General features: G+C 73.7%; 12 protein-coding genes. 8 read left to right on the forward strand and 4 right to left on the reverse strand.

Features of this window, described 5'->3' with window-relative positions; genetic code table 11:
- Positions 1 to 451: 451 nt before the first annotated feature.
- The 3 genes from ACFWZ5_RS31345 to ACFWZ5_RS31355 are packed head-to-tail and all read right to left on the reverse strand — an operon-like array spanning position 452 to position 3560.
- A complete protein-coding gene (locus ACFWZ5_RS31345; protein WP_384786263.1) occupies positions 452 to 1438 on the reverse strand; it encodes a VOC family protein in 987 nt (328 codons plus the stop codon).
- The gene (locus ACFWZ5_RS31350) at positions 1435 to 2565 is read right to left on the reverse strand and encodes an FAD-dependent oxidoreductase (RefSeq protein ID WP_384786260.1); all 1131 of its coding nucleotides are present in this window, start codon (positions 2563 to 2565) and stop codon (positions 1435 to 1437) included. Before ACFWZ5_RS31350 ends, ACFWZ5_RS31345 begins: the two co-directional genes overlap by 4 nt.
- Positions 2562 to 3560: a fumarylacetoacetate hydrolase family protein gene (locus ACFWZ5_RS31355; protein ID WP_384786257.1), complete on the reverse strand. Its 999-nt coding sequence runs from the start codon at positions 3558 to 3560 to the stop codon at positions 2562 to 2564. The genes ACFWZ5_RS31350 and ACFWZ5_RS31355 overlap by 4 nt, the downstream gene beginning before the upstream one ends.
- A gap of 106 nt (positions 3561 to 3666) precedes the next feature.
- Here ACFWZ5_RS31355 and ACFWZ5_RS31360 point away from each other — a divergent pair, with 106 nt between their 5' ends.
- Positions 3667 to 4584, forward strand: a complete 918-nt coding sequence (locus ACFWZ5_RS31360; protein ID WP_384786254.1) for a LysR family transcriptional regulator — start codon at positions 3667 to 3669, stop codon at positions 4582 to 4584.
- A gap of 250 nt (positions 4585 to 4834) precedes the next feature.
- Here ACFWZ5_RS31360 and ACFWZ5_RS31365 read toward each other — a convergent pair whose 3' ends face one another.
- A complete protein-coding gene (locus ACFWZ5_RS31365) occupies positions 4835 to 5722 on the reverse strand; it encodes a LysR family transcriptional regulator (protein ID WP_384786251.1) in 888 nt (295 codons plus the stop codon).
- A gap of 70 nt (positions 5723 to 5792) precedes the next feature.
- Between ACFWZ5_RS31365 and ACFWZ5_RS31370 the strand changes: the two genes are divergently transcribed.
- The 7 genes from ACFWZ5_RS31370 (at position 5793) to ACFWZ5_RS31400 (ending at position 12140) form a co-directional block, all read left to right on the forward strand.
- Positions 5793 to 6983 (forward strand): MFS transporter, encoded by a 1191-nt coding sequence (locus ACFWZ5_RS31370; protein ID WP_384786249.1) that lies wholly within the window; start codon positions 5793 to 5795, stop codon positions 6981 to 6983.
- Between the two features lie 96 nt (positions 6984 to 7079).
- On the forward strand, positions 7080 to 8609 hold the full coding sequence (locus tag ACFWZ5_RS31375; RefSeq protein WP_384786246.1) for an MFS transporter: 1530 nt from the start codon (positions 7080 to 7082) through the stop codon (positions 8607 to 8609).
- Positions 8610 to 8850: 241 nt separating this feature from the next.
- The gene (locus tag ACFWZ5_RS31380) at positions 8851 to 9258 is read left to right on the forward strand and encodes an STAS domain-containing protein (RefSeq protein WP_384786243.1); all 408 of its coding nucleotides are present in this window, start codon (positions 8851 to 8853) and stop codon (positions 9256 to 9258) included.
- Between the two features lie 170 nt (positions 9259 to 9428).
- Positions 9429 to 9575, forward strand: coding sequence for a lasso RiPP family leader peptide-containing protein (locus ACFWZ5_RS31385; RefSeq protein WP_384786240.1), 147 nt, complete (start codon positions 9429 to 9431; stop codon positions 9573 to 9575).
- Positions 9576 to 9625: 50 nt separating this feature from the next.
- On the forward strand, positions 9626 to 11440 hold the full coding sequence (locus tag ACFWZ5_RS31390; RefSeq protein WP_384786237.1) for a lasso peptide isopeptide bond-forming cyclase: 1815 nt from the start codon (positions 9626 to 9628) through the stop codon (positions 11438 to 11440).
- Positions 11440 to 11703 (forward strand): lasso peptide biosynthesis PqqD family chaperone, encoded by a 264-nt coding sequence (locus ACFWZ5_RS31395; RefSeq protein WP_384786234.1) that lies wholly within the window; start codon positions 11440 to 11442, stop codon positions 11701 to 11703. Before ACFWZ5_RS31390 ends, ACFWZ5_RS31395 begins: the two co-directional genes overlap by 1 nt.
- On the forward strand, positions 11700 to 12140 hold the full coding sequence (locus ACFWZ5_RS31400; protein WP_384786231.1) for a lasso peptide biosynthesis B2 protein: 441 nt from the start codon (positions 11700 to 11702) through the stop codon (positions 12138 to 12140). Before ACFWZ5_RS31395 ends, ACFWZ5_RS31400 begins: the two co-directional genes overlap by 4 nt.
- Positions 12141 to 12147 lie beyond the last annotated feature (7 nt).

The following is a 12147-nucleotide window of genomic DNA, read 5'->3' on the forward strand; positions in this document are numbered from 1 at the left end:
CGAGCTCGCGGGTGATCTCGTCCATCGCGGCCGAGAGCACGTTCAGCATGGTCAGACGGGTCGCCGACTCCAGGGGGGCGGTGAGCCGCTCGGCCAGCTCGCGGGCATCGTCCCCGCCGGTTTCGGCGGCCACCGCCAGCTCGCGGCGGAGGGTGTCGACATACGGGGTGAGGTCCATGACGTCATTATGGCAGCACTAGATGCACGTGCAGGTGATGTGCCGCGGGGACAGCGGCCCCGAGAGCATCCGCGCCACCTGCGGAAACGCGCAGGGGATGGGCGGCCCGGGGCGGGGTGGTGCCATGCCTGCCCAGGCGCTGCGGGCGTGGGCCGCCGCGGGCGTGTGCAAGGGTGCCGGGCGACACCGGACGATGCGGGGCGACGCCCGGTGGCACCAAGCGGCGCCACCCGGCGTCGGACGAGGCCTCCGGCCCGGCGTCCCCGCGTCGGCTCACACCGGCGGCGCGACGAAGCAGCCGGGGTCGGGGTCGTTGAAGGACTCCTTGGCCACCAGCTCGTTCATGGGGTTGGCGGTGCCCCACTGGTCGGCGACCCGGGGATCCGCGAGGTCGTAGACGTGCGGGTGCCAGGTGTCCTCGTCGAGCTGTTCCATCTCGGTGGTGTACTCCACGGTGTTGCCGTGCGGGTCGAGGAAGTACGTGAAGGTGTTGTCGCCCGCGAGGTGGCGGCCCGGGCCCCAGATCTTGCGGAAGCCCGCGCGCAGCACCCGGCCCGAGCCGCGCATGTACTCGTCGAGGCCGCGCATCTCGAACGACACGTGGTGCAGCGAGGTGTGCGGGCCGCGGGCGATCGCCATGGAGTGGTGCTGGCTGCTGATCCGCAGGAAGTGCATGATCTCGCCCTGGTGCGGCGAGCCCAGCGAGTCGGTCAGGCGGAAGCCGAGGTGGCGCTCGTACCACTGGCGGGTGCGGTGCAGGTCCGGCGAGTTGAGCACCACGTGCGAGAGCCGCACCGGAATGGACTCGCGCTCCTCGACGCGCCGGTGCGCCCGGGCGGCGACGTCGGCGGACACCTCGACGGTGCGGCCGTCGCCGTCGAAGAACCGGAAGCCGTAGCCGCCGCCAGGGGTGTCGAGCGCCCCCGGCCGCGTGACGAGACGGACGCCCCCGGCGAGCAGGCGCTCGGCGAGCGCGTCGACGTCGGCGGGCGACGCGGCGCCGTACGAGACCAGGTCGAGGCGTTTCTCCTCGGCCTTGCGCAGCCGCACGACATACTGCTCCGGGGAGCCCTCGGCGGCCAGGAAGGAGATCCCGGAGTCCTCCGCGACCTTCGTCAGGCCCCACACGCCCGCGTAGAAGTCGAGCTGCTTGTCGTAGTCGGGCACGGCGAGGTCGACGTGCCGCAGATGGGTGAGCGGACGGGCGGTCGCCGGGGTGCCGTCGGAGGCGGTCGCGGAGGTGTCTGCGGAGGCGGTCACGGGCGCTCCTTCAAGGTGGTGAGGGTGCGGGTCATCAGGCCGTGGATGTCGGCGTCGCGCTCGTCGTCGAGGAGCCACCGCCCGATGCGGACCGAGGCGTCGACGGCCGTGCGCACCCGGAACATCCGGCGGTCGCGGTAGTCGGTGAGGAGGCGCTCGTCCCAGTCGGCGCGGGTCGTGAGCAGTTCGGCGAGGACCAGGGCGTCCTCCAGGGACATCGCGGCGCCCTGGGCGAGCGTCGGCGGGCAGCAGTGGGCGGCGTCCCCCACGAGCACGACCCGGCCGCGGTGCCAGGGACCCTCGACCAAGTGCCGGTCGAACCACGTGTAGTTGACCGTGCCCGGGTCCGTCAGGGACGCGCGGATCTCGGGCCAGGGGCCGCCGTACCCCTCGGTGAGGGTGCGGACCTCGGCGGCGTACGCGGCCGGGTCGAGCGTGGCGCGGTCACGGGCCCGCTCGACCAGGTACACGTACAGCGAGTCGGGTCCCGTCGGGCAGTACCCGGCGATGAAGCAGCGGCCGCCGTACGTCACTTCGGTGCGGCGCACGGACGCGGGCCGGGCGGCCGGGGCGCGCCACACGCCCATGCCGGTGGGTTCGGGCCGGTCGGTGATGCCGATGCGGGCGCGGGTGCTGGAGTTCAGGCCGTCGGCGGCCACCACCAGGTCGTAGCGTCCCGTGGTGCCGTCGGAGAAGGAGACCTCGCCGCCTCGCGGGTCGAGCGCGGCGACCGTCGTGCCGAGGCGGACGTGGGCGCCGGAGGAGCGCACGGCGTCGATGAGCAGCTGCTGCAGGCGGGGCCGCCGCATGCCGACGGTCGCGGGCAGGTCGTCGCCGCCCGTGCGCAGGTCCTGCGTGGTGCCGAGCAGCGTGCCGTCCGCGGCGCGGACGCCGATGGAGTCGGAGGCGTAGCCCGACCGCCGGACGCCGTCCCAGACGCCGACCTCGCGCAGCACCCGCAGGGCGTTGCCCTGCAAGGTGATGCCGGATCCGGCGGTGGCGTTCCAGTCCGGCCTGGCCTCGACCAGGTCGACGGCGACGCCCGCCCGGCGCAGCAGGACGGCGAGGGCGTTCCCTGAGGTGCCGCCGCCGATGATCAGGACCTTGCGGGGGAGGGAGCCGATCACAGGGCCACCTCCGAGGCGCCGGACGCGGCGACGCACCGGGTGCGCTGCGCGCCGAGCCCGGTGATCGAGCCCTCCATGACGTCGCCGTCGCGCAGCAGCCTGCCCCAGTGCAGCCCGTTGCCCGCCGGACTGCCCGTCAGCAGCACGTCGCCGGGCAGGAGCCGGGCCGACTGCGACGCGTACGCGACCAGGCGCGCCACATCGAACAGCATGTCCTTCGTGGACTCGTCCTGCATGGTGGCGCCGTTGAGCTTCAGGGTGATCCGCAGGTCGCCGGGGTCGGTGACGAAGCCGGCGGGGACGAGGTAGGGGCCGAGCGGGGTGAAGCCCGGGGCGTTCTTGGCGCGCAGCCAGTCGGTGCCGATGGTGGGCAGGTCACGGCGGAAGACGGCCGCCCGGTCGGTGAGGTCGTTGGCGATCGTGTACCCGGCGACGTGCGCCAGCGCCTCCTCGGTGGACACGCGGTACGCGGGCCTGCCGATCACGGCCGCCAACTCCAGCTCCCAGTCCGGCTGTTCGCACCATCCGGGCAGGACCACGTCGTCGTACGGGCCGGTGAGCGCGCTCGGCAGTCCCGTGAACACGTACGGCAGGTCCTCGCGGGCGCGCCGGTCCATGAGCGCGGCGACCTCCGCCCGGGCCTCGTCGGCGGGGCGCGGGTCGTCGGGGGAGCGGTGGGCGAGCTCCAGGTCGATGACGTGCCGACGGTAGTTGGCGCCGGACTGGAAGAGCTGGCGGGGCGTGACCGGCGCGTGCACCCGGAGCTCCGCGAGCGGCGTCCCGGCGCGGCCCGTGGCGTCGGCGAGGGAGCGCAGGAGCGGCAGGGCCTCCTCCCAGACCTCCAGGATCGCGCGCAGGTCGGCGGGCGCCCGGGTCAGGGTCCGGCTCAGGTCGAGGACCCGCTCCCCGGCGACCAGTCCGGGGAACGGCGGCCCGTCCGCGAGGGAGAACGTCCCGAGCGCGAACGGGCCGACAGGATAGGGGTGTTGGGCCATGAGGCGGTGTCCTCCCGTTGGGATGTGATCCACCCTGGCCCGGTACGGGAGATCAGGGAAATCGATGTTCCTGATGGAAGCCATCGACGGCATGGATACTCCAGGGATGAACCTGTCCCGACTCGACCTCAACCTGGTCGTGGCCCTGCGCGCCCTCCTGGAGGAGCGCAACGTGACCCGCGCGGGCGCCCGCGTCGGCCTTAGCCAGCCCGCCATGAGCGCCGCCCTGGCCCGCCTGCGCCGCCACTTCGGCGACGAACTCCTCGCCCGCACCGGCACGACGTACGAACTGACGCCGCTCGGCGCCGCCCTGCGCGAGCGCACCGCGACCGCCTACGACGTCCTGGAGCGCCTGTTCACCAGCCAGGCCGACTTCGACCCGGCCGTCGAGACCCGCGAGTTCACGCTGCTCGCCGCCGACTACGGCACGGCGGTCTTCGGCGCCGCCCTCGCCCGCGCCCTGCACGAGGAGGCGCCCGGGATACGGCTCACCTTCCAGCAGGCCCCGGCGGACATCGCCGAGCGCGCCGCGACCGCCCTCAGCGCCGTGGACGGGCTGCTGCTTCCGCACGGCATCATCCGCGGCCTGCCCGCGGTCGACCTGTACCAGGACCGGTGGGTGTGCCTGGTTGCCGACGACAACGCCGAGGTGGGCGACGCCCTGACCCTGGACGACCTGGCCCGCCTGCCCTGGGCGGTCTACCAGCGCCCCTTCGACTCCCCGGTGACGCAGCAGCTCGGCATGCTCGGGATCAGTCCCCGGGTCGAGGTGTCCGTGCAGGCCTTCCAGCTGCTGCCGCAGCTGGTGGAGGGCACCCGCCGGATCGCGCTGATCCAGGAGCGCCTCGCCCGCCGGGCCGTCCGCGCGGCCGCGGTCCGCGTCCTGCCCTGCCCCTTCGAAGCGATGCCCGTCCAGGAGGCGCTGTGGTGGCATCCCTCGCACAGCCGGGACGCGGCCCACATCTGGCTGCGGGGGCGCGCGGAGCGCGTCGGGGCCGCGCTGGCGGGGGCGTACGAGGAGTAAGACGGAAGAGGCGGCGGCGCCCTGCCTCCCCGGCGCGGCTCATGCGGTGGCGCTATAGCTGCGATACGACACCTTTATTGGAGTTCGGCACAACTCCTGGGAGAACCTGACAGCACGCCTTTCCGACCCGTTCGAAGCCGCATGGGAGTTGCTGTCGATGTCCCCTGAAAATGCCGTACGTGACGTCGTTGACGCCGTACGCGACATCATTTCCGACACGCGTGAATGGGCTGGGGAAAAGGCGCGATTCTCACGTCCCCAAGGAGTGCCGCAAGTGCTGGACGAGGGCCCGCCCGGCGGGACTCGACGGCCCCTTCGCCCGCCACGCGAACAGGATGCGGCCGCGCATCGGCGGGTCCGTGACCGTGATCGCGCTGAGCTCCGGGGCGCGCTCGGCCGCGAACGGGGCCGGCAGCACGGCGACCCCGAGTCCGCTCGCGGCGAGCTCGGCGAGCACCTTCGGATCGCTGGCCTCGAAGGCGATGCGCGGCGTGAACCCGGCCTCGGCGCAGGCCTCCTCGACCGTGGCGCGGGCGCCGACGCTGGGGTGGAAGGTGATGAGCGGCTCGTCACGGAGCTCGTGGAGCGGGACGCTCGCGCGCCCCGCGAGACGGTGGCCGGGGCCGACCGCGGCGACCAGCGGCTCGTCGGCGACGACGAGCGTCTCCACGTCCGGCGGGAGCGGCCCGGCCGGTGAGATCGCCACCGCGTCGAAGTGACCGGACCGCAGCGCGCCGAGCAGGTGGTCCGAGGTCGCCTCGGAGAGCGTGATCTCGATCGCCGGGTGCGCGGTGTGGAAGTCGGCGAGCAGCCGCGGCAGTCCGTACGACGTGGCGGACGACGTCACCATGCCGACCGAGACCCGGCCGCGAAGCAGCCCCGTGTGCTCGTCCACGGCCTGGCGCACCCCGGCGACCGCGTCGAGGGCGGCCCGCGCGTGCGGCAGGACGGCGGCGCCGACCTCCGTGAGGCGCACCGTGCGCCCCGACCGGTCCAAAAGGCGCTGCTTCAGCTCCCGTTCCAGCTGGCGTATCTGCGTGCTGACGCCCGGCTGGGCGACATGCAGCCTGTCGGCCGCCCTGGTGAAGCTCTTTTCCTCCACGACGGCCACGAAATATTCCAGCTGCCTCAATTCCATGGGGCGATTCTAGCCCCGCCCAACTTCCCTCTGCGTGCCCGCAGATGAATGAAAGAGAAGGGTAAAGAGGATGCGTACCTCCTGGTGGAGTGTTCCGCTTCTGGGCTTCGGCGTGTTCGCCGTCGCCACCAATGAGTTCGTCCTCGCAGGAATGCTGCCCCATCTGACGGATTCGCTCGACGTGTCGCTGCCCACGGCGGGACAGGTGGTCACCGTCTACGCGCTCGCGTGCGCGCTGTTCGGTCCGGTCCTCGCGACGGCCACCGCGGCGTGGCCGCGCCGCAAGGCCCTGCTCACCGCCGCGCTGATCTACCTCGTGGGCACGGTCGGCGCGGCCGTCGCGCCGTCGTTCGGGCTGCTCCTGGTGGCGCAGGCGGTGGCGGCGACCGGCACCGGCCTGTTCGTGCCGGTGGCCGCCGCGACCGGCGCCGCCCTGGTGCCGCCGGAGCGCCGTGGCCGCGCGATCGCCACGGTCCTGACCGGGTTCACCGCGGCTACGGCGTTCGGTGCGCCCCTCGGCACGGCGTTCGGCAGCCAGTTGGGCTGGCGGGCCACGATGTGGTTCGTGGCGGGGCTCGCCGTCGTCGGCATCGTGGGCCTGGTCGCCCTCGTGCCGAAGTCGATCGCCGCGCCGCCGCCGGAGACGCTGCGCCGCCGCGTCGCACCGCTGGCCGACCCCCGGGTCCTGACCACCCTCGCCACCACGATGGTCGCGTTCACGTCTGTGTACGTCCTCTACACGTACCTGGCCGAGATCTTCGCCCCCGCCACCGACGAGGACGGCGGGCGCCTGGCCGTCCTGATGTTCACCTTCGGAGTGGTGGCGATCCTCGGGAGCTACGCGGCCGGAGTCCTGACCGACCGGATCGGGGGCCGCGGCGTGACGGCGCTCTGCCTGCTGTGGGCCACCGCCTGCATGCTGGTGCTGCCCCTGGTCACCGACTCGTTCCCGGCCTCGGTCGGCTTCCTCGGCGTCCTCGCCGTCGCGGGCTTCAGCATGAGCGCGCCGCAGCAGCACCGTCTGATCGGCCTCAACCCGGGGCTCGCCTCGGTGCTTGTGTCCCTGCACGCGTCGATCCTCTACCTGGCCATCGCGCTCGCGGGCGCCATCGGCGGCCTGGGCCTGTCCGTGGGCGGGCGCGGCAGCCTCGGGTTCGTCGCCGCGGCCCTGGCGCTGCTCGCCCTGGCCCTGTCGGAGGTGGCCCACCGCCTGTCCATCAGCACCGCATCAACCCCACAAATGCAGCTTTCGGGTGAATAGGTCATACTCGGCTACGAGCGCCACTCCGGCGCTCGTACCACACCCGCCTCGGCCGCCCCGTCCGCGCGCCGGGGCCCCGAAGGGATGAGATATCCCGTGGCTAGTGACCTGAACTCCTCAGGCCCCGCCGCGGAAAGCCGCCCGACGCCCCACCCCGGGCGCTGGGCCGCACTCGCTGTGCTGTGCGCCAGCCTGCTCCTGGTGGCGATGGACGCCACCATCCTCAACGTGGCGCTGCCGTCACTGATCGACGACATGCGGCCGACCGCCGTGCAACAGCTGTGGATCATCGACATCTACGGCCTGGTCCTCGGCGGCCTGCTCGTCACCTCCGGCGCCATCGGCGACCGCTTCGGCCGCAAACGCCTGTTCCTGGTCGGCTTCGTGCTCTTCGGCGTCGCGTCGGTCGTCGCCGCCACCGCCACCACGCCGTGGCAGCTCATCGCCGGGCGCGTCCTGCTCGGCATCGGCGGCGCCATGGTCATGCCGTCGACCCTCTCGCTGATCCGGACCGTCTTCACCGACCCGCGCGAGCGGACCCTCGCCATCGGCGTCTGGGCCGCGGTGGCGGGAGCCGGCGCCGCCGTCGGCCCCCTGGTGGGCGGACTCCTCGTGGAGAAGTACGGCTGGTCGGCCGCGTTCTGGGTGAACGTGCCGATCGTCGTGGTGACCGTGTGCGCCGGGATCGCCCTGCTCCCCGAGTTCCGCAGCGCCGGCAGCGGCCGCCTCGACTGGCCGGGCGCCGCGCTCTCCGTCGTCGGCGTGGTCGCGCTCGCCTGGGGCATCAAGCACGTCGCGAAGGGCAGCCTCGCCGTCGGCGACCTCGCGATCCTGGCCCTCGGCCTCGTCCTGCTCACGGTGTTCGCCCGCCGCCAGCTGACGCTCGCCGACCCGCTGCTCGACGTGCGCCTGTTCAGGAACAGGGCGTTCACGGCGGCCGCGCTCGCCGCCTTCCTCGCGATGCTCGCCATCGGCGCGGCACTGTTCCTGATGTCCCTGTGGCTCCAGTACGTCCACGGCTACTCGCCGTTCGCCGCGGGCCTGCGCACCCTGCCCGCCGCCGGGGCGATGCTCGCCGGATCCCTCCTGACGCCCTGGCTGATGGAGCGCGCGGGCGTGCGCGCCGTGATGGCCCTGGGGCTCGGCTGTCTGACCGCCGGGTTCCTGCTGCTCGCCGTGTCCCCGGAGCCGACCCCGTACGGCGTGGTGGCCGCCGTGTTCGTCGCGCTCGGCCTCGGCGACGGCCTCGCGGTCACCGCGTCCGCCTCGGTCCTGGTGTCCGCCGTACCCGCCGAGCGGGCCGGGCAGGCCGGTGCCGTGTCGGAGACCGCGTACGAAGTCGGCGTCGGCCTCGGCGTCGCCCTGCTCGGATCCCTGCACGCCGCCGTGTACGCCGGGCACATGGACGGCCGCCCGACCGCCGCCCGCGAGTCCATCGGCGGCGCCGTCGAGACCGCCGAACGCCTCGGCGGCGCGGCGGGCGATCGGCTGCTCGACGCGGCCAGGGCCGCCTTCGAGTCGGCCCTGACGGCCACGGCGTACGTCTCCACCGGCATCGTCGCGGCGGTCGCGCTGCTCGTGGTGTGGCTGGTGCCGCGCGGCTTCAAGGCGAGCGGCGGGCACTGACGGCCGCGAACCCGGCGCGATACGCCCGGAATCAGCCATACCGGCGCGGTGCCGTGGAATCAGCCAACAGCGGTTTAATGCAGGGGAGTTGCATTATCCGGCGCCCGTCGGGTATGCCATAGGCACCACCGCGCCGCCCGTGCCCCCGGTGGCGCGCACAGGTCAACGCACAGACCACCATCGATGTGGCCGGTCTTCACTCCTGGCCCGCTCCGTGCTCAGGACGCCATGAGGGGGAACGATGCACGACGGAAACCTTCCCTTCGGCCTCCGTGCCCAGGCGCGCCGCGGCCCCCAGGAGCAGCTGGTGATCGCCCTCTGGGGCGAGCTGGACATCTACGCCACCGAGCGGCTCACGGGCCCGCTCGCCGAGCTGACGCTCACCTGCCGCGGTGACGTCGTCCTCGACCTGCGCGACGTGACGTTCCTGGACTGCGGCGGCCTGTCCCTGCTGTGCCAGGCCCGCAACGCCACGCGGCGCAGGCAGCTGCGCCTGACGCTCGTTCTGGAAGACCCCTTCCTCCGCAAGGTGCTGCGCCTCGCGGGCCTCGCCGACTCCTTCGAGGTCACGCGTGACCTGAAGTCCGCGCTCCAGCCGCCGGGGAACAACCCCTGCGCGCCCCGCGCGTCGGCGACGACCCGTGCCTGAGCAGCCGCGTTGCACATGGTGCTGAAGTGACGGTGTAGCCCTCTGGGATGACGGGTAGTGCGCTTTCCGGCAAGGAGTTCGAATACTTGCCGTGCGCCACCCGAGCCCCTCGCACCACCGGGGGCTCAGGCATCTGTCAGGGCACTTTCCGCACCCATCGGGAGGCATGCATGGAAGAGCACAAGGGCTTCGACGAGCAGGACACCGCCGCGGGCTACGAGCCGCCGGCCCTGGTCGCCGTCGGCGAGTTCTCCGAGGACACGCTGGGCTTCGGCTCCAGGTACAACGACGTCCTGGGCCACCAGGGCTGGGGGTGAGCGTCCCGCCCCGAAGCGGAACCGAACCTCTGAGAACTAAGGCCATGTGAATGAGCACCGGATTCGTCGTCCTGCCGGACATGACAAACGCGCCGCGCTCCGTCGAGGCGTACCCCTTCGAGGATCCCCAGCAGATCGCGCACCCGTCGGGTCGCCCCTGGCTGGTGGGCAGTTGGGGCCCGGAAGAGGTCCGCCGGTCGGCGGCGGGTCCGGTGCGCGTGGTGGTGATCGGGGTCTGCCCGGTCACCACCCGACGCCTCGACGAGCTGTGCCGGGGCCTGCGCACCCTCGCCGACGTCGACGCCCTCGCACGGGAGTTGCCCGGCAGCTTCCACCTGGTGGCCGCCGCCGACGGCGGCACCCGCGTCCAGGGCAGCCTGACGGGCCTGCGCCAGGTGTTCCACGCCCGCCTCGCCGACGGCACACCGGTCGCGGCCGACCGCGCCGACGCCCTCGCGGCGCTCACCGGCGCGGGGATCGACGAGGCCGCGCTCGCCACGCGCGTCGTCTGCGGCGGCATGCTGCCGCCCCCGCTGTCCGACCGCAGCGTCTGGACCGGCGTGGCCACGCTGCCGCACGACCACTGCCTGCTCCTGGAGGCAGGCCGTGCCCGCGAGGTCCGCTGGTGGCGCCCGCCCGCACCCGAACTCGCCCTGGAGGACGGCGCACCGGCGCTGCGCGACGCGCTCGTCACCGCCGTGGACGGCCTGCGCCCCACCGGCGGCGGACTCAGCGCCGACCTGTCCGGCGGCATGGACTCGACGTCCCTGTCCTTCCTGGCCGGGCGCCACACCCCCGACCTGCTGACCTTCCGCTGGGCCGAGGCGGAGGCCGGGAACGACGACGCCCACTACGCCGCCGGCGCCGCCCGCGCCCTGCCCGACGCCCACCACCTCGTCCTGGCCCAGGAGGACCTGCCCCCGATCTTCACCGACCCGGCGGACCTCGCCGACCTGGAACGGCCCTACCTGTACACCCGCACCCAGGCCCGCATGCGGCACACCGCCCGCGCCCTCGCCGCCCACGGCTCCCGCAGCCACCTCGCGGGCCACGGCGCCGACGAACTCTTCGGCCGCACCTACGGCTACCTCCACCGCCTCGCCCGCCGCCACCCCCGCACCGCACTGCGCCACCTGCGCGGCAACCGCGCCCTGGGCCGCTGGCCCCTGAAGGACACCCTCGCCCAACTCGCCCGCACCGAAAGCGTCGCCGCGTGGTGGCATGCGCAGGCCGACCAGCTCACGGCTCCCGCGCCGCGCACCCGAGTGCCCTCCCTGAGCTGGGGACTTGCGCCGCTGCGCGCCCCGGCGTGGGCGAGTGCCGACGCCGTCGACGCGGCCCGCGCCGCGCTGAGGTCGGCCGCCGCCGACGCCCGCCCCTTCGCCGCGGACCGCGGCCAGCACCAGACCCTCGCGGCGCTGCGGATCACCGCGCCCGCGTACCGGCAGGTGGCCCGCCTCTTCGCCGCGGAGGGCGTCCGCCTTCACCAGCCGTTCCTCGACGACCGGGTGGTGGAGGCGGCCCTGGCCGTGCGCCTGGACGAACGCGTCACGCCCTGGCGGTACAAACCGCTCCTGGCCCGGTCGATGCGCGGCCTCGTCCCCGACCTGATCCTGGACCGCGCCACCAAGGGCGACTTCAGCGCCGACCTGCGTGCGGGCCGGCAGCGCAACCTGCCCCAACTCCTCGACGTGTTCGCCGACTCCGTCCTCGCCGACCTGGGCCTGATCGACCCCCATTCCGTCCGCGCCCACCTGCTCGCACCGCACGCCGACTCGTCCCGGGACATCGCCGTCGAACAGCTCATCGGCTGCGAGACCTGGGCCCGCGCCGCCCGCCGACCCCTGCCCCTGGGAAGCCGCTGATGCCCCTGACCCTGCACCCCGACGTCTCCCTGGCCGAGACCGACGACGGAGCCGTCCTGCTCCACGAGCGCACCGGCCGCTACTGGCAGCTCAACCCCACCGGCGTCCTGGTCCTGAAGACCCTGCTCGACGGCCGCACCCACGACCAGGCCGCCGAGGAGCTGACCACCCGCCACCGCGCCGCGCCCGACGCGGCCCGGCGCGACGTACACCGCCTGGTCGGCGAACTGCGCGCCGCACAGCTGCTGGTGGAGTCCCGATGAGCGCCCCCGTCGCCCTGTCCGCGCGGGACCGTCTGCCACCGCACCGCAGGGTCCTGCCGCTGCTCGCCGTGGCCGCGGCCCGGCTGCTCGCCCGCGCGAAACCGGCGCGGCTGCGGTCGGTCCTGGAGTTCGTACGCCGCGGGGCCCGGCCCGCCACCGCCGAGCAGGCCCGCGCCGCCCGGGCCGCCGTCGTGTCCGTCAGCCTGCGCTGCGCGGGCCAGGCCTGTCTGCAGCGCTCGATCGCGGCGGCGCTGCTGTGCCGGAGCCGGGGCGTCTGGCCGACCTGGTGCACGGGCGTGCGCACCAGCCCGTTCGAGGCCCACGCGTGGATCGAGGTCGCGGGGGAACCGGTGGGGGAGCCGTATCCGGCGGGGCACTACCGGTCGCTCCTGTCGGTCCCGCCGGTGACGAAGGACGAGCGGGCCGCGGTGACCTGACGCACCC

Origin of the sequence: Streptomyces sp. NPDC059003, from assembly GCF_042740445.1 — a bacterium.
In the GTDB taxonomy this organism is placed as follows: domain Bacteria; phylum Actinomycetota; class Actinomycetes; order Streptomycetales; family Streptomycetaceae; genus Streptomyces.

Excerpts from the sequence above, each read along its gene's own strand:
- ACFWZ5_RS31380 (WP_384786243.1), top strand. The coding sequence starts at position 8,851 with ATGCACGACGGAAACCTTCCCTTCGGCCTCCGTGCCCAGGCGCGCCGC.
- ACFWZ5_RS31365 (WP_384786251.1), bottom strand. The coding sequence starts at position 5,722 with ATGGAATTGAGGCAGCTGGAATATTTCGTGGCCGTCGTGGAGGAAAAG.
- ACFWZ5_RS31400 (WP_384786231.1), top strand. The coding sequence starts at position 11,700 with ATGAGCGCCCCCGTCGCCCTGTCCGCGCGGGACCGTCTGCCACCGCAC.
- ACFWZ5_RS31385 (WP_384786240.1), top strand. The coding sequence starts at position 9,429 with ATGGAAGAGCACAAGGGCTTCGACGAGCAGGACACCGCCGCGGGCTAC.
- ACFWZ5_RS31390 (WP_384786237.1), top strand. The coding sequence starts at position 9,626 with ATGAGCACCGGATTCGTCGTCCTGCCGGACATGACAAACGCGCCGCGC.
- ACFWZ5_RS31370 (WP_384786249.1), top strand. The coding sequence starts at position 5,793 with ATGCGTACCTCCTGGTGGAGTGTTCCGCTTCTGGGCTTCGGCGTGTTC.
- ACFWZ5_RS31395 (WP_384786234.1), top strand. The coding sequence starts at position 11,440 with ATGCCCCTGACCCTGCACCCCGACGTCTCCCTGGCCGAGACCGACGAC.
- ACFWZ5_RS31355 (WP_384786257.1), bottom strand. The coding sequence starts at position 3,560 with ATGGCCCAACACCCCTATCCTGTCGGCCCGTTCGCGCTCGGGACGTTC.
- ACFWZ5_RS31360 (WP_384786254.1), top strand. The coding sequence starts at position 3,667 with ATGAACCTGTCCCGACTCGACCTCAACCTGGTCGTGGCCCTGCGCGCC.